Below are 15,540 nucleotides of genomic sequence, written 5' to 3' on the forward strand. Positions count from 1 at the left end.
GGCTTTCATCCCGGCGCCAGCGTGCATGCCGTCCCCCGGCATGCGCCGGTTCGTAACCCGCGCGTCGTTTGTGCGGGCAGTATGAAAAGGGTATCATGTTTACGCGTAATATCGCTCGCACGCTGCGTGCAGGCACCGCGCTCTCTGCGCTGACCCTGGCCACCAGCCTCCTCGCCGTCCCCGCTTTCGCGCAGGACACCACCCCCACCACCGACCAGACCGCCCCGGAAACCCCGGCGGCCGACGAAGCCCCCGAAATCGTCGTCACCGGCTCGCTGTTCGCGACCAAGGTCACCACCTCGCCGGTGACCACCGTCACCGCCGAAGCCCTCGACCAGCGCGGCATCAGCACCGTCCAGGACGGCCTGCAGCGCCTTGCCGCCAATAACGGCCCGACGCTCACCAACAGCTTCTCGGCCAATGGCGCATTCGCCGGCGGCGCCTCCGCGATCTCGCTCCGCGGCCTGTCGACCAACTCGACGCTGGTGCTGTTCGACGGCCTGCGCGCGGCCTATTATCCGCTCGCCGACGACGCGACCCGCAACTTCGTCGACCTCAACACGATTCCGGACGACATCGTCGACCGCGTCGAAGTGCTGAAGGACGGCGCTTCGTCGAGCTACGGCGCCGACGCGATCGCGGGCGTGGTCAACATCATCACCAAGCGCCAGTTCAAGGGCCTGTCGGCCCGCGCCGAAGCGGGGGTCTCGCAGGACGGCATCGCCGCCACCCAGCGCTTCTCGGTCACCGCCGGCACCGGCGATCTCGATACCGACGGCTTCAACGCCTATGTCAGCGGCTTCTACTACCATGCCGACCCGGTCTACACGCGTGACCTGCGCGCGCCGTTCAACTCGGACGACAAGACCGGCATCGGCGGCCCGAACGACCTGGTGAACGGCGACAATTTCGCCTCCACTTACGCCGGTTCGAACCTGTATGTCGCCCCGAGCGCGGGCGGCCGGTACCAGCTGCTCGGCGGCGGTTGCGCCAATGGCAGCCTGATCCAGACCACCGCTGCGCAGCAGACTGCCGACGGCCATGAACAGCTGCCGACCTCGCTCTGCCAGCAGGACATGACCAACCGCTACGGTGTGGTCGCCCCGCAGGTCGATCGCTTCGGCATCACCGCCCATGTCGCCAAGACCTTCGGCGATTCGGCCGAGGCCTATCTCGAGCTGAACTTCCAGCAGTCGCGCAGCCAGTATAGCGGCACCGCGTCGACCATCTACGCCAACGCGCCGGCGGGCATCTACAATGCGCCCTATTCGACGCGTGGCAGCGGTGCGAGCTTCGCGCCGGGCTCGGGCGCGCTGACGCTTCCGGTCTATGTCTGCGCCGCGCGCGTGAACTGCACCGCGGCCAATGGCACGCTCAACCCGAACAACCCGTTCGCGGCCGCCGGCGACACGGCGACCCTGATCGGCGCGATGCCGAACTTCACCCGCTATGACGAGACGCGCAGCCGCGTGTACCGCGCAGCAGCCGGCATCAAGGGCAGCTTCGGCGACGACTGGAACTACAAGGTCGACGCCACCGCGATGCACACCGACCTGCGTCGTTCGTTCAGCGGCTATGTCTACATCCAGCACCTGCTCGATGTGATCGCCGACGGCTCGTACAACTTCGTCAATCCGTCGGCGAACAGCCAGGCGATCCAGGACTATCTGGCGCCGAGCTTCAACAGCGATGCATCCTCGGATCTCTACCAGGTCCAGGCGAGCGTGAACAAGGCGCTGTTCCAGCTTCCGGGCGGCCCGGCGCAGATCGGCTTCGGCGGATCGTTCTTCTACGAGGCGGTCGATGCTCCCTCGGCGAACAGCGACATCAACGGCCCGACCCAGCGCTACTTCACGATCAACGCGTTCGGCACCAAGGGCAACCGCACGGTCACCTCGGGCTTCGGCGAGCTCAGCCTGCCGGTGCTCCAGCAGGTCGAGCTCAACCTGTCGGGCCGCTATGACCATTACTCGACCGGTCAGGGCTATTTCTCGCCGAAGGTCGGCGCGAAGTTCACTCCGTTCGACATGCTGACGGTGCGCGGCACCTGGTCGCGTGGTTTCCGTATCCCGTCCTTCGGCGAAGCCAATGCGCTGCCGACCACGGGCTATGTCAACAACACGGCCGGCCTGTTCAACGACGCGTATCTGGCCCAGTATGGCTGCACCACCGGCAACTTCAGCACGGCCTGCCCGCAATATCTGCGCAATGCCAGCTACGGCGCGACGACCCTCGCCTCGCCGGACCTGAAGCCGGAGAAGTCGCGCAGCATCACGCTGGGCGCGGTGTTCCAGCCGATCCGCAACGTCTCGCTCTCGGTCGATTACTTCAACATCAAGAAGACCGACGCGATCACCTCGCTCTCCTCGGCGGCGGCGCTGCGTGCCTATTATGCCGGCCAGCCGATCCCCGACGGCTACACGATCATCCCGGACGCGGTTGATCCGGCCGTGCCGGGCGCGCTGCCCCGCGTGGCGTTCGTCGAGTCGCACTATGTCAACGCCAACACCCAGAAGGCGGAAGGCATCGACTTCGGCGCGAACGGTCGCTTCAACTTCGGTGACGTGACCTGGACCACCAACCTGGATGCGACGCTCATGCTCGAGCTCAGCACCACGCTGGCCGACGGCACCCGCCAGACCTATGTCGACACGCTCGGCAACTACAACCTGACCGCGGGCACCGGCACCTTCCGCTGGAAGGGCAGCTGGCTGAACAGCTTCGCGTTCGGCAACTATGCCGTCACCGGCACGGTGAACTACACCTCGGGCTATGACCTCTCGGCCATGGACCAGGACACCGGCTACAAGGACTGCGGCCTCGCGCCGTCGCCCGCGTACACCGGCTGCCGCGTGAAGAGCTACATCACGTTCGATCTGAACGCGACGGCGAAGATCGCCGACAAGTTCACGATCTACGCGAACGTGCTCAACCTGTTCGATCGCCTGCCCGACGTCGATCCGGTCACCTATGGCGCGTATCTCTACAACCCGGTCCAGGCCGGCGACGGCATCTATGGCCGCCGCTTCACGGTCGGCGCCAAGCTCAACTTCTGAGCTTGCGGGTTCCCGCTTAGGGAGAGGAAGGGCGGTCCCGAAAGGGGCCGCCCTTTTTCGTCAGGGCCGCTTGGGGCTCGCCGTGTCCGCCACCATGCGCTCGCCGTCGATCGTGATCGGGGAGGCGATGCCCGGCAGCCCGTCGCGCATGATCTGCATGCCGCGGGCGATCACCTGCGGGTCGGCGAACACCTCGTCCACCGTGTTGATCGGCCCGGCCGGCACGCCCTCGGCCTCCAGCGCCTCGTACAGGTCGGCCTTGGCCCATTGACGGATCGCCGCCTCGAGCAGTGGGAGCAACGTATCGCGGTTCACCACCCGCTGCGGATTGGTCGCGAAGCGCGGATCGGCGCCATAGTCCAGCCCCAGCACCCCGCAGAGCTTGCGGAACTGCGAATCATTGCCGACCGCGATGATCAGCTCGCCATCCTTCGCCTGAAAGGCCTGGTAGGGCACCAGGTTGGCGTGCCCGTTGCCCATCCGGTGCGGCACCCTGGCGGGATTGGCCATCCAGTTGAGCGCCTGGTTGGCGAGCACGCCGACCTGGGTATCGAGCAGCGCCATGTCGATGTGCGCGCCCTGGCCGGTCGTGTCGCGTTTCCGCAGCGCGGCAAGGATCGCCACCGCCGAATAGACGCCGGTGAAGATGTCGGCATAGGCGATGCCGGCCTTTTGCGGCGGGCCGTCGGGCTCGCCGGTCAGCGACATGAAGCCGCCCATGCCCTGGATGATGAAGTCGTACCCGGCGCGCGGCGCATAGGGCCCGGTCTGGCCGAAGCCGGTGATCGAGCAGACCACCAGCCGCGGATTGAGCGCCTGCAACGACGCCGGATCGAGCCCGTATTTGACCAGCCCGCCGACCTTGTAGTTCTCGATGACGACGTCCGCGTCTGCCACCAGCGCGCGCACCGCCGCCTGGCCCTCGGGCGTGGCGATGTCGATCGCCTGGGCCGTCTTTCCACGGTTGCAGGCGTGGAAATAGGCGGCGTCGCGATTCTCGCCGTCCGCATCGTGGAGGAAGGGAGGCCCCCAATGTCGCGTGTCGTCGCCTTCGCCCGGCCGCTCGATCTTGACCACCTCGGCACCCAGGTCGGCGAGCAGCTGCCCGCACCAGGGGCCCGCGAGGATCCGCGCCAGCTCGACGACCTTGATGCCCTGGAGCGGCTTCATGCCCGGTTGATCTCGTAGATCAGGTGCGGCTTCATCTCGCCGGCCATCAGCCGCTCGACCGTTCCCGGCCGGGCCACCCCGCCGATCTTCTCCATCGCCTTGCGCGAGCGGATATTGCCGACGCCCACGGTGAACACCGCGGTGCGCACGAAGCGGTGGATATGGTCGAGCATCAGCCGCTTGATCTCGCGGTTGTAGCTGCCGCCCCAATAGTCCCGGGCGAGATAGGTCCAGCCGATCTCGATCTCGTCGGCGGTTTCGTCCCAATTGTCGAAGCGCGACGAGCCGATCACCTTGTCCGTCGCCTTGTCGATGATGGTCAGCGCCCCGCCACTGGCGATGCCGGCGTCGAAATAGGCACGGAACACCGGTTCCTGCCAGCGATCATGCGCCGGATGGACTTCCCAGACCAGCGGATCGGACGCGACGCCGTAGAGCGCGTCCCAGTCCCCGGGCGTGCTGGGGCGAAGGGTGACGCGCTCGCCTTCGAGCGTTGGCTGGCGGTCCGGGATCATGGCATCTCCTTCGATACGGGTCCTCGATACGCCCTGCGGGCTACTCGGCCCCTACTCAGGATCACCGGAAAAGAGGAACATTCCCCCCAACACCGATCATCCTGAGTAGCCCCTGAGCCTGTCGAAGGGGCGTATCGAAGGAAGGGGCGTAGTTGGTTGATCAGAACGCCGCGATTCCCGTGATCGCCCGGCCCAGGATCAGCCCGTGCACGTCATGGGTACCCTCGTAGGTGTTCACCGTCTCGAGGTTGATCGCGTGGCGCAGCACATGGAACTCGGCCGAGATGCCGTTGCCGCCATGCATGTCGCGGGCGACGCGCGCGATATCGAGCGCCTTGCCGCAATTGTTGCGCTTGATGATCGAGATCGCTTCCGGAGCGAGCGTGCCCTCGTCGAACATGCGGCCCGCACGGAGCGCTGCCTGCAGCCCGAGCGCGATCTCGGTCTCCATGTTGGCGAGCTTGAGCTGCACCAGCTGGTTCGCCGCCAGCGGCTTGCCGAACTGCGCCCGGTCGAGCGTGTACTGGCGGGCGGCATGCATGCACGCTTCGGCCGCGCCCATCGATCCCCAGGCGATGCCGTAGCGCGCGCGGTTGAGGCAGCCGAACGGGCCCTTGAGCCCCTGCACTTCGGGAAGCAGCGCGTCCTCGCCCACTTCGACGCCGTCCATAACGATCTCGCCGGTGATGCTCGCGCGCAGGCTCAGCTTGCCCTCGATCTTCGGCGCCGAGAGGCCCTTCATGCCCTTCTCCAGCACGAAGCCCTTGATCCCCCCGCCATGCGCCTCGCTCTTCGCCCAGACGACGAAGACGTCGGCGATCGGCGAGTTGGTGATCCACATCTTCGAGCCGGTCAGCCGGTAGCCGCCGTCGATCCTGGCCGCGCGGGTGCGCATGCCGCCCGGGTCGGAGCCGGCATCGGGCTCGGTCAGCCCGAAACAGCCGACCCATTCGCCGGTCGCCAGCTTGGGCAGGTACTTCCGCTTCTGCTCTTCCGTCCCGTACGCGTTGATCGGGTGCATCACGAGGCTCGACTGCACCGACATCGCCGAGCGATAGCCAGAATCGACCCGCTCCACTTCGCGCGCCACCAGGCCGTAGGAGACATAGCCGAGCCCGGCGCCGCCATAGGCCTCGGGGATCGTCGCACCGAGCAGGCCGAGCGCGCCCATCTCCGACATGATCTCGCGGTCGAAATGCTCGTCCAGATAGGCCCGCGTCACCCGCGGCAGCAGCTCGCCCTGCGCATAGTCGCGCGCGGCGTCGCGGACCATCCGCTCCTCATCGGTCAGCTGCGCATCGAGCCCGAAGGGATCTGCCCAGTCGAACCGGCCCATCTCTGCCATTTTATCGTCCTCTCCAGATTGGTCTTCGCCGTCCTAGTCGCTCGCGCGCCCGAAACCTGTCGGGATGACGGCATGGGGTATGCGGTGCGGCTATCCCGCCTGGGCGGGAGGTGCCGGCGGCGGCACGTCCATCGCCGCGCGTTCGATGTCGGTCAGTGCCATGCGCGCCGCGACATAGCGGCGGGCGGCGCCGGTCCAGCTCTCGGCAATCGAGACGCCGGGCAGGTGCGCCACTTCGGCTAGCGCCGCCTCGACATCGCCGCGGTCGAGCGCGCGCCGGGCGCGGCGCAGGCGCTCCGCAGGCAGCGGGCTCGGCGTGTCGGCCTGGCGCAGCACCACCAGGTTGCCGAGCATCCGGCGCACCCGGTTCCACAGGCTGTCGTTGGGATCGTTGGAAAGGCGCGGCGCCAGCGTGTCGAGCGCCAGGCGCAGATCCTCGAGCGTCACCGGCTGGGCGGCGGCGCGCAGGATCGCGGCGACCGCCTCGCCATTGCGCTCGCCGAAACGGGCGCGCAGCTGGGGCTCGAGCGGCCCCAGCGGCTGGCCGCGCTCGATCGCGCGGCGCACCGCGAAGACCACCATCATCCGCTCGGCGCGGGTGGCATAGGCGGCGGCGTTCCGCGAACTCGCATCGGAATCGCGGATGCGCAGCTCGATCTGGTCGAGCTTGCCGGCGAGCATCGTCTCGCGCGCGCTCAGCGTGGCAAGGTCGGTGCCTGGCGGCAGCGCCGGGATCGCCGCCTGCGGGGTGGTGGGGGCAGGGGCGGGCGCCTGGCCGGCGTCACGCGGGGAAAGCCCGCCGGCCAGCCCGACGGCGCCGATGGTCACACCGATGCCGCCCGCGAAGGCGATCATGCCGATCAGGCTGGCACTGCGCCACCAGGGAATGCGCTGGGGCGGGGGCGCGAGGGTCTCGTCGCTCATAGGGGCCCTTATTCGCCGCGCGGCGGCGCGCGGTCAATCGGCGAGCTGCAATGCGAGCGCTATCAGCGTGTCGGGATGCATGTCCGGGGCGACCTCGACGCGGCGCCAGCCGGTTCCCGCAGCCTCGGCGGCCCGCGCGCTGATCGCGGCGATGCTGGTGATCGCGCGGTGATCGGGGGCGACCAGTTCGGCCAGCCGCGCCCCGGCCCGGGCCGACTGGACCAGCGCGACCGCGCCGCGCAGACGCACCGCCTGGTCGGGCACGATGGCGAGCGCCTCGCTGGCATAGACGGTGATCGCCTGCGCCACCACGCCGCCGGCATCGAGCATCCGCTCGCGCCCGCCGAGCAGCAGCGCGCGCGTAACGCCCATCGCCGCCGCCGCCGCGACCAGTTCGGCCGCGCCGCCTTGGCCGACATGCACCACATCGAAGCCGAAGCGTCGCGCCGCCTCTGCGGTCACCTTGCCCACCGCATGCACCGGCAGGCCCAGCAGCGCGGCCAGCTGCGCCCCGCCATGGCGCACCGCATTGGCGCTGGTCAGCAGGAGCGCGTCGAACCCGGCGGGATCGGGCGCGGTCCAGCCGACCGGGCCGGCGGCGAACAAGGGCAGGCGGATCGCCGTCCGCCCCGCCGCCTCGATCGCCGCCGCAGTCATGCGGTTGCCCGGCTCGGGCCGGAGCACGGCGATGGCGCGGCTCATCCCTCGAACAGGCGGCGCACCGCTTCGGGCGCCCGGTCGAGCAGGTCGCGCGCCAGCGCGGCGGGCAAGGCAGGGTCGAGCGGCGCGCCCTCGATGCTGCCATGGACATGCGCGCTGCCGTCCTCGCTCAGCAGCTCGGCCTCCAGCGTCAATATCCCGCCCTCGATCACTGCCAGTGCGGCGACCGGCGAATGGCAATCGGCCTTGAGTGCGGCGAGCAATGCGCGCTCGGCGGCGACGCAACGATGCGTCACGGCATCGTCGATCGCGCGCACCAGCTCGCCGGCATGCGCGTCGTCGGCGCGGATCTCCACCCCCACCGCGCCCTGGGCCGGGGCGGGAAGCAATATGTTGGTCGGGATCTCGGCACCGACGTCATGACGTCCCAGCCGCTCCAGCCCCGCCGCCGCCAGCAGCGTCGCATCGGCCTCGCCCGCCGCCAGCTTGGCCAGCCGCGTGTCGACATTGCCGCGGAACAACACGGTGGAAAGGTCGGGGCGCAACCGGCGGATCTGGGCGGCGCGGCGCGGCGAGCTGGTGCCGAGCACGCCGCCCCGGGGGATCGCGTCGATCGAGGCGGCGCCGACCAGCCGGTCGCGAACATCGGCGCGCGGAAGCATCGCGGCGATGGCGATCATGTCGGGCCGGATGGTCTCGACATCCTTCATCGAATGGATCGCGGCATCGATCTCGCCGTTCAGCAGCGCCCGGTCGAGCTCCTTGGTCCACAGCGCCTTGCCGCCGATCTCGGCGAGCGCGCGGTCCTGCACCTTGTCGCCGGTGGTCTTGATCACGACGATCTCGAAGTCGGACACCGACAGCCCATGCGCGGCGGCAAGCGCATCGCGCACCATCTCCGCCTGTACCAGCGCGAGCGGCGAACCGCGGGTTCCCAGTTTGAAAACGGCCATGCCGGTTCCTTAGTGGCTCGTGCCCCGCTTGTCGAAGTGGACACTTATGTTCGCGCAGAAGCGCGGAGGCGCAGCGAGGTCGATCGAAATCGCCGCGCAGCGGCTTATCTCCTTCCTTCTTCTCCGCGTCCTCTGCGCCTCTGCGCGAACCAAAAAACCTCGCCCGCTTCGACAACGCGTCTTCGGCACACTAGATGCGCAAACAACGGAGTACGAAGAACCACTATGGCCCTGATCCTCGGCCTCGAATCGAGTTGCGACGAAACCGCTGCCGCCCTGGTCACCACCGACCGGCAGGTGCTGGCCCATAAGCTCGCCCGGCAGGAAGCCGCGCACCGTCCCTATGGCGGCGTCGTGCCGGAGATCGCCGCGCGCGCGCATGTCGAGGCGATCGGCCCGCTGATCCAGGGCGCGTTCGAGGAAGCGGGCGTCACGCTCGCCGATGTCGATGCGATCGCCGCCACCGCCGGTCCGGGGCTGATTGGCGGGGTCATGGTCGGGCTGGTCACCGGCAAGGCGCTGGCGCTGGCCGGGGGCAAGCCGCTGATCGCGGTCAACCATCTCGAAGGGCACGGCCTCTCCCCGCGGCTCACCGATCCCGACCTCGAATTCCCGTATCTCCTGCTGCTCGTCTCGGGCGGGCACTGCCAGCTGCTGCTGGTCGAGGGGGTGGGGCGCTACCAGCGCCTCGCTACCACGATCGACGATGCCGCGGGCGAGGCGTTCGACAAGACTGCCAAGATGCTCGGCCTGGGCTTTCCCGGCGGCCCGGCGGTGGAGGAAGCGGCGTCGCGCGGCAATCCGAAGGCGGTGCCGCTGCCGCGCCCGCTGCTCGGTTCGGTTGAGCCGCATTTCTCCTTTGCCGGCCTCAAGAGCGACGTTGCGCGCAAGGTCGGGCTGTACAGCGCCGAGGACATCGCCGCGTCCTTCCAGCAGGCGGTGGTCGATTGCCTGATCGACCGCACCCGCCGGGCGATCGCCCGGGTCGATGCGACAGCTTTGGTCGTCGCCGGCGGCGTTGCGGCGAACAGAGCGGTGCGCGGCGCTCTGGAACAACTGGCCGCCGAAAGTGGCATGCGCTTCGTCGCGCCGCCGCTCTGGCTGTGCACCGACAATGCGGCGATGATCGGCTGGGCGGGAGCCGAGCGCTTCCTGGCGGGTTTCAGCGATCCGCTCGATGTGGCGGCGCGGCCGCGCTGGCCGCTCGATCCGGATGCGGAGAAGGTCCGCGGCGCGGGAGTGAAGGCATGAGGATAGGCGTAATCGGTGGCGGCGCCTGGGGCACGGCCCTGGCCCAGGTCGCGGCACGCGGCGACCGCGAGGTGCTGCTCTGGGCGCGCGAGCCCGAAGTGGTCGACAGTGTGAACATCGACTACCAGAATGCGCTGTTTCTCCCTCAGGTGCCGCTGAGCCCCGCCATCCGGGCCACCCGCAACCTTGATGAGCTTCGGGATATGGAGGCTCTGCTGGTGGTCGCCCCCGCCCAGCATGTCCGCGCCGTCTTGTCCGAGACTCCGGTGGGAAGCACGCCGCTGGTCCTCTGCGCCAAGGGGATCGAGGCGGGCACCAAGCTGCTGGTCGGCGAGGTCGCCCACCAGGTCGCCCCCGACGCGCCGCTCGCGGTGCTCTCCGGCCCGACCTTCGCCCATGAGGTGGCGGCGGGGAAGCCGACCGCCGTCACCCTGGCCTGCGAGGACGAAGGCCTGCGCACCCGCCTCGCCGATCGCCTGGCGAGCCCGGCCTTCCGCACCTATGGCTCGGCCGATGTGGTCGGCGCGGAGATCGGCGGCGCGGTCAAGAACGTCCTCGCCATCGCCTGCGGCGTGGTGGAAGGCGCAGGCCTCGGCCTCAACGCCCGCGCCGCGCTGATCGCCCGCGGCTTTGCCGAGATGACCCGCTTCGGCATGGCTCGCGGCGCCCAGGCCGAGACGCTCACCGGGCTTTCGGGCCTCGGCGACCTCGTCCTCACCTGCTCCTCGAACAACTCGCGCAACTTCTCGCTCGGTCTCGGCCTCGGCCAGGGCCGCAGCGCCGCCGAGCTGATGGCCGACCGCAAGACCGTCGCAGAGGGCGCCTTCACTGCCCCGGTGCTGCGCGAGGCGGCCCGCGACGCCGGGATCGACATGCCGGTCACCGAAGCGGTCAACGCCCTGCTCGAAGGCGCGCCGGTGGCCGAGGTGATCGAGGCGCTGCTCAGCCGCCCGCTGCGGGAGGAAAAGGCGTGAAATGGGCGGCGATGCTCCGGGGCATCAACCTCGGCAAGCGCCAGCTCAAATCTGCCGAGCTCAAGGCGGTCGTCGAGAGCATGGGCTTCACCGAGGTCAGGACGATCCTCGCCTCGGGCAATGTCGTGTTCGAAGCGGGCGAGGCGAAGCCAGAAGCGCTGGAGCGCGATCTCCACGCCGCGCTCGAGAAGGCGACCGGCCTCAAGTCCGATGTCTATGTGCGGAATCGCGCAGACCTCGAGGCGCTGGTCGCGGCCAATCCTTTTCCGAAGGAGGCAGAGGAGCGCCCGAGCTTCCTGGTCGTCGCCTTCCACCGCGAATCGCCTGACCAGGCGGCGATCGACAAGTTGCTGGAAAGCTATGACGGCCCGGAGCGGATGGTGATTATCGGCCGCGAGCTGTTCACCGATTTCCCCGATGGCCAGGGCCGCTCGAACCTTATCCCGGCGATGCAGAAGGCGAAGCTGTCGCACGCCAATACCGGGCGCAACTGGAATACGGTGCTCAAGCTGCTGGCGGCGGTCAGCGACTAATTCCCGTCATCCCGCACTTTCCTTCGTCATCCCCGCGCAGGCGGGGATCCAGAGTCGCAAGGGACGTCGCTCGGTTACCCTGGATCCCCGCCTGCGCGGGGATGACGATTGAGGAAGTCCTCAGCTCGCCACCACTCCCAGTTCCCCGGCGAAGGCCGGGGCCCAGTTTCGACGAAGCGGGTGAGGCGCGTCAGCCCATCGAAAGGCGTGGCAGCTGGGCCCCGGCCGTGCCCCGGGGAACGGATAGGGACGCCGGGGCTTTTAAAAATCCACCGCCACGCCCTTGCGCTCCCAATCCCCGTACCGAGTCGGGTCGAGCGCATCGGGTTGCTTCTCCGCCGGCGCGGGCTTGGGCACGGGCGGGCTGGGCGTCAGATACGCGGGCGGTTTCACATTTGCGGGGCGCTGGGCCATAGGCTGCAGATCGTCCTTCCAATCCACGAGGTCAAGTGAAGCCCCCGCGTCGCCCCAATCCCCGCCAGAATGCGCCCGACGGTCCCGGCGTCCCCACCCGCCGCGCGGCGCTCAAGCTGCTCGACGCGGTGCTCCGGCGCGGGCTGGCGCTCGAACAGGCGCTCGATTCGGCGGCGCACGGCCTCGCCCCCAACGACCGCGGCCTTGCCCATGCCATCGCCGCGGAAGTGCTGCGCCGGCTGCCCGATCTCGACGCGCTGATCGATTCGGCAACCAAGCAGACCCTGCCCGAGGATGCCAAGGCGCGCTTCGCGCTGCGCATCGCGCTGGTCCAGGCGCTGGCGCTCGGCACCCCCGGCCATGCCGCGATCTCCACCGTGCTACCTTTGGTCGATGGCGGCCCGCGCAAGCTCGTCCACGGCGTGTTCGGCACGCTGGTGCGCCAGGGCGTGACCCTGCCCGAGCCGCCGACCCTGCCCGATGCGGTGGCGCTGCGCTGGCACGCCGCCTGGGGCGACCAGATGATCGAGGATTCCGAGCGCGCCATCGCCGTGCCGCCGCCGCTCGACCTTACCCTGCGCGACCCCGCCATCGTGCCCGACCTGCCCGGCACCAGCCTGATCTCCGGCCATCTCCGCCTCGACGAGAAGGGGCCGGTGGCGATGCTCGAGGGCTTTGCCGAGGGCGACTGGTGGGTGCAGGACCTCGCCGCCTCGCTTCCCGCCCGGCTGATCGGCAAGGGGGCCGGCACCGCGCTCGACCTGTGCGCTGCCCCAGGGGGCAAGACGCTCCAGCTCGCCGCCGCCGGTTGGCAAGTGACTGCGGTCGACATCTCCGAAAGTCGTCTGGCGCGACTTCACGAGAATCTCGAGCGCACCGGCCTCTCGGCCGAAGTGGTCGATGCCGACCTGCTCGAATGGGCACCCAAGGAGGCCGCCGACGCGGTGCTGCTCGATGCGCCGTGCAGCGCCACCGGCATCTTCCGCCGTCACCCGGACGTGCTCCACCGCGTCCGCCCCAGCCTGATCCGCGAGATGGCCGAGCTGCAGGGCAGACTGCTCGCCCGCGCTGCCGACTGGGTGAAGCCCGGCGGCACGCTGGTCTTCTCGACCTGCTCGCTCGAGCCGGAGGAAGGCGAGCAGCAGCTGGAGGCCTTCCTCAAGGCGCGGTCCGACTATGCGATCGTGCCGGTGAAGCCCGACGAGCTTCCCGATGGCGTCGTGCCGCGCGCGGACGGCAGTTTGCGGCTCCTGCCGGGAACGCTGGCCGATGCCGGCGGGTTGGACGGGTTCTTCATCGCGAGGATGCGCCGCACCTAGCTGGTTGCGCGCGAGTCGCCCCATGCTAAGGGTTCGCGCATGGCCGTCCGCATCGCACCTTCGATCCTCTCCGCTGATTTCGCCAAGCTGGGCGAGGAAATTCGCGCCATCGACGCCGCCGGCGCCGACTGGATTCATGTCGACGTGATGGACGGGCATTTCGTGCCCAACATCACGATCGGCCCGGGGGTGATCAAGGCGCTGCGCCCGCACACCGCCAAGCCGTTCGACGTGCACCTGATGATCGCACCGGTCGATCCGATGCTCCAGGCATTCGCGGACGCCGGGGCCGACTGCATCTCGGTGCACCCCGAGTCCGGCCCGCATCTCCACCGCACGCTCCAGACGATCAAGGGCCTGGGCAAGCGCGCCGGCGTGGTGCTCAACCCCGCGACCCCGGTGGAATCGATCGACTATGTCATGGACCTGATCGACCTGGTCCTGGTGATGAGCGTGAACCCCGGTTTCGGCGGGCAGAAGTTCATCGAGAGCCAGCTCGGCAAGATCGCCGAGCTGCGCAAGCGGATCGACGCCAGCGGTCGCGCGATCGACCTTGAGGTCGATGGAGGCATCGATCGTGAGACTGCCCCGCGCGCCATCGCCGCGGGTGCCGACGCGCTCGTCGCCGGCACCGCCACCTTCACCGGCGGGCCGGGCCAATATGCCGCCAACATCGCTGCGTTGCGAGGCGGGTGAGCGATGACGATATCGGCTCCGGCGCCGACGGAGTCGAGCAGGGCAAGCGGCTCATCCGCACGGGCGGCGAACGCGGCCTCAGCCTGGCCGAGCGCATCTCCGAGCGTTTCCAGCGCCTCGCCTGGCGGACTCCGCTCCACAACATGCGCCTGAAGGGCCGGCATCCGCTCAAGCTGATCGCGGTCGGCGAGGATCCCTTTTTCGGGGACGTCGAGCGCGGCAATGCGCTGCTCGACGGCTATGTGCTGTTCCGCGGCGAGCAGCGGTCGATCACCGGGCTCGACTTCGCCCGGCCGGACTGGTCGGCGGCGATGGGGGAGTATCTCCACGGTTTCGGCTGGCTCCGCGACCTTTCCAGCGTCACCACCCGGGTGACCGCCGCGCCGATCGCCGAGGGGCTGATGCAGCGCTGGCTGGCGGTGCATGGCGACAAGGTCTCCGAGCCGGCATGGCGCGCCGATCTGGTCGGCAGGCGCATCCTCGCCTGGACCGCGCACGCCCCGCTGATCCTCTCGGCCAACGACCTGGTCTATCGCTCCTCGGTGCTCCATGCGCTGGCCAAGGGCGCCCGCCATCTCGACCGCGCCGCCGATCGCGTGCTGCTCGGCACGCCGCGCATCGCCGCCTGGTGCGGGGTGCTGGTCGCCGGGCTGATGATCCCGGGCGGCGATCCGCGCCGCTCCTTCGGCGAGACGGGGCTGCGCCGTGCGCTCGAACAGTCGATGTTCGACGATGGCGGCACCGTCGGGCGCTCGCCCTGGGGGCAACTGGAGGCGATCCAGCTGCTGACCATCCTGTCCAACGCCTATGAGTCACGCCGGCTCGAGCCCCCGGCTTTGGTTTCCTCGGCGCTCAACCGCATGGTCACCGCGCTGCTCGGCGTCTGCCACGGCGACAAGGGGCTGGGCAGCTGGCAGGGCTCGGCGCCGGTGCCGGGCGCGCTGATCGAGCAGGCGGTCGAGGCCACGGGCGTGCGCACCCGTCCGCTCAAGCAGGCACGCGAATGGGGCTATCAGCGGCTGAATGCCGGCAGCACCGTGCTGATCATCGACGCCGCCCCCCCGCCTTTGGCGCGATTGGCGGCCGGTGGGTGCGCCTCCACCCTCGCTTTCGAACTTTCCGACGGGGCGAACCGTATCGTGGTCAATTGCGGCGGCTCCGCAATGGCCAGCCATTCGCTCCCGAGCGCTCTCACCGAAGGGCTGCGCACCACCGCGGCGCACTCCACCCTCGCGCTGGCGGACAGCAATTCCACGGCGATTCACCCCGACGGCTCGCTCGGCCGCGGCGTGGTCGAAGTCGAACTGGCGCGCACCGAGAGCGAGAATGGCAGCCGGATCGAGGCGAGCCACGATGGCTATGTCCGCCGCCTCGGCTTCACCCATCGCCGGCTGATCGCGCTGGGTGGTGACGGGCGCGACGTGCGCGGCGAGGACATGCTGCTCCCCGCCGACAAAAGGAAGCGCAAGGCCAGCACGCCCTTCGCGATCCGCTTCCACCTGGCGCCGCAGGTCGAGATCTCGCCCACCGCCGACGGCCAGGCCGCGATCCTGCGCCTGCCGAGCGGCCAGCTCTGGCAGTTCCGCTGCAAGGGCGGGGCGCTGGCGTTCGAGGATTCGATCTGGATCGACGGTACCGGCAAGCCGGTGGCGACGAAGCAGTTGGTCATCACGGGGGAATCGCTGGCAGGCGGCGCCAATGTCAGCTGGCTGTTCCACCGGGCGAAATAG

General features: G+C 69.2%; 14 protein-coding genes. 7 read left to right on the forward strand and 7 right to left on the reverse strand.

Annotated features, from left to right (window positions below; translation table 11 throughout):
• Positions 1–95: 95 nt before the first annotated feature.
• Complete coding sequence (locus tag ACEN8G_RS20140; RefSeq protein WP_413413831.1) at positions 96–3,056, forward strand: TonB-dependent receptor domain-containing protein; 2,961 nt, start codon at positions 96–98, stop codon at positions 3,054–3,056.
• A 60-nt stretch (positions 3,057–3,116) separates the two neighbouring features.
• Here ACEN8G_RS20140 and ACEN8G_RS20145 read toward each other — a convergent pair whose 3' ends face one another.
• From ACEN8G_RS20145 to hemC, 6 genes are all read right to left on the reverse strand, one after another.
• On the reverse strand, positions 3,117–4,226 hold the full coding sequence (locus tag ACEN8G_RS20145; protein WP_413413832.1) for a CaiB/BaiF CoA transferase family protein: 1,110 nt from the start codon (positions 4,224–4,226) through the stop codon (positions 3,117–3,119).
• On the reverse strand, positions 4,223–4,741 hold the full coding sequence (locus ACEN8G_RS20150; protein ID WP_413413833.1) for a GNAT family N-acetyltransferase: 519 nt from the start codon (positions 4,739–4,741) through the stop codon (positions 4,223–4,225). Before ACEN8G_RS20150 ends, ACEN8G_RS20145 begins: the two co-directional genes overlap by 4 nt.
• A 160-nt stretch (positions 4,742–4,901) precedes the next feature.
• Entirely contained in the window at positions 4,902–6,086 is a 1,185-nt protein-coding gene (locus ACEN8G_RS20155; RefSeq protein ID WP_413413834.1) for an acyl-CoA dehydrogenase, read from the reverse strand.
• 90 nt (positions 6,087–6,176) lie between these two features.
• The gene (locus tag ACEN8G_RS20160; protein ID WP_413413835.1) at positions 6,177–7,010 is read right to left on the reverse strand and encodes a hypothetical protein; all 834 of its coding nucleotides are present in this window, start codon (positions 7,008–7,010) and stop codon (positions 6,177–6,179) included.
• Between the two features lie 33 nt (positions 7,011–7,043).
• Positions 7,044–7,712 carry a uroporphyrinogen-III synthase gene (locus tag ACEN8G_RS20165; RefSeq protein ID WP_413413836.1) on the reverse strand — a complete coding sequence of 223 codons (669 nt, stop codon included), beginning with the start codon at positions 7,710–7,712 and terminating at the stop codon, positions 7,044–7,046.
• On the reverse strand, positions 7,709–8,623 hold the full coding sequence (hemC, locus tag ACEN8G_RS20170; RefSeq protein ID WP_413413838.1) for a hydroxymethylbilane synthase: 915 nt from the start codon (positions 8,621–8,623) through the stop codon (positions 7,709–7,711). Before hemC ends, ACEN8G_RS20165 begins: the two co-directional genes overlap by 4 nt.
• A 225-nt stretch (positions 8,624–8,848) precedes the next feature.
• Here hemC and tsaD point away from each other — a divergent pair, with 225 nt between their 5' ends.
• The 3 genes from tsaD to ACEN8G_RS20185 are packed head-to-tail and all read left to right on the forward strand — an operon-like array spanning position 8,849 to position 11,381.
• The gene (gene tsaD / locus ACEN8G_RS20175; protein WP_413413839.1) at positions 8,849–9,874 is read left to right on the forward strand and encodes a tRNA (adenosine(37)-N6)-threonylcarbamoyltransferase complex transferase subunit TsaD; all 1,026 of its coding nucleotides are present in this window, start codon (positions 8,849–8,851) and stop codon (positions 9,872–9,874) included.
• Positions 9,871–10,848, forward strand: a complete 978-nt coding sequence (locus ACEN8G_RS20180; protein ID WP_413413840.1) for an NAD(P)H-dependent glycerol-3-phosphate dehydrogenase — start codon at positions 9,871–9,873, stop codon at positions 10,846–10,848. Before tsaD ends, ACEN8G_RS20180 begins: the two co-directional genes overlap by 4 nt.
• An 11-nt stretch (positions 10,849–10,859) precedes the next feature.
• A complete protein-coding gene (locus ACEN8G_RS20185; RefSeq protein ID WP_413740676.1) occupies positions 10,860–11,381 on the forward strand; it encodes a DUF1697 domain-containing protein in 522 nt (173 codons plus the stop codon).
• A gap of 261 nt (positions 11,382–11,642) precedes the next feature.
• Here ACEN8G_RS20185 and ACEN8G_RS20190 read toward each other — a convergent pair whose 3' ends face one another.
• On the reverse strand, positions 11,643–11,795 hold the full coding sequence (locus tag ACEN8G_RS20190; protein ID WP_413413842.1) for a DUF1674 domain-containing protein: 153 nt from the start codon (positions 11,793–11,795) through the stop codon (positions 11,643–11,645).
• Positions 11,796–11,830: 35 nt separating this feature from the next.
• Between ACEN8G_RS20190 and ACEN8G_RS20195 the strand changes: the two genes are divergently transcribed.
• Genes ACEN8G_RS20195 through ACEN8G_RS20205 form a run of 3 tightly spaced genes read left to right on the forward strand, consistent with a single transcriptional unit; the run spans position 11,831 to position 15,540 of the window.
• A complete protein-coding gene (locus tag ACEN8G_RS20195) occupies positions 11,831–13,114 on the forward strand; it encodes an RsmB/NOP family class I SAM-dependent RNA methyltransferase (RefSeq protein ID WP_413413844.1) in 1,284 nt (427 codons plus the stop codon).
• Between the two features lie 39 nt (positions 13,115–13,153).
• The gene (gene rpe / locus ACEN8G_RS20200) at positions 13,154–13,810 is read left to right on the forward strand and encodes a ribulose-phosphate 3-epimerase (protein ID WP_307116860.1); all 657 of its coding nucleotides are present in this window, start codon (positions 13,154–13,156) and stop codon (positions 13,808–13,810) included.
• Positions 13,807–15,540, forward strand: coding sequence for a heparinase II/III family protein (locus ACEN8G_RS20205; protein ID WP_413413845.1), 1,734 nt, complete (start codon positions 13,807–13,809; stop codon positions 15,538–15,540). The genes rpe and ACEN8G_RS20205 overlap by 4 nt, the downstream gene beginning before the upstream one ends.

Source organism: Sphingomonas sp. Sphisp66 (assembly GCF_047324325.1).
GTDB lineage: Bacteria > Pseudomonadota > Alphaproteobacteria > Sphingomonadales > Sphingomonadaceae > Sphingomonas.

Coding starts and splice junctions, on each gene's coding strand:
- ACEN8G_RS20190 (WP_413413842.1), bottom strand. CDS start 11,795: ATGGCCCAGCGCCCCGCAAATGTGAAACCGCCCGCGTATCTGACGCCC.
- ACEN8G_RS20180 (WP_413413840.1), top strand. CDS start 9,871: ATGAGGATAGGCGTAATCGGTGGCGGCGCCTGGGGCACGGCCCTGGCC.
- ACEN8G_RS20185 (WP_413740676.1), top strand. CDS start 10,860: ATGCTCCGGGGCATCAACCTCGGCAAGCGCCAGCTCAAATCTGCCGAG.
- ACEN8G_RS20150 (WP_413413833.1), bottom strand. CDS start 4,741: ATGATCCCGGACCGCCAGCCAACGCTCGAAGGCGAGCGCGTCACCCTT.
- rpe (WP_307116860.1), top strand. CDS start 13,154: ATGGCCGTCCGCATCGCACCTTCGATCCTCTCCGCTGATTTCGCCAAG.
- ACEN8G_RS20160 (WP_413413835.1), bottom strand. CDS start 7,010: ATGAGCGACGAGACCCTCGCGCCCCCGCCCCAGCGCATTCCCTGGTGG.
- ACEN8G_RS20155 (WP_413413834.1), bottom strand. CDS start 6,086: ATGGCAGAGATGGGCCGGTTCGACTGGGCAGATCCCTTCGGGCTCGAT.
- hemC (WP_413413838.1), bottom strand. CDS start 8,623: ATGGCCGTTTTCAAACTGGGAACCCGCGGTTCGCCGCTCGCGCTGGTA.
- ACEN8G_RS20145 (WP_413413832.1), bottom strand. CDS start 4,226: ATGAAGCCGCTCCAGGGCATCAAGGTCGTCGAGCTGGCGCGGATCCTC.
- ACEN8G_RS20165 (WP_413413836.1), bottom strand. CDS start 7,712: ATGAGCCGCGCCATCGCCGTGCTCCGGCCCGAGCCGGGCAACCGCATG.
- tsaD (WP_413413839.1), top strand. CDS start 8,849: ATGGCCCTGATCCTCGGCCTCGAATCGAGTTGCGACGAAACCGCTGCC.
- ACEN8G_RS20140 (WP_413413831.1), top strand. CDS start 96: ATGTTTACGCGTAATATCGCTCGCACGCTGCGTGCAGGCACCGCGCTC.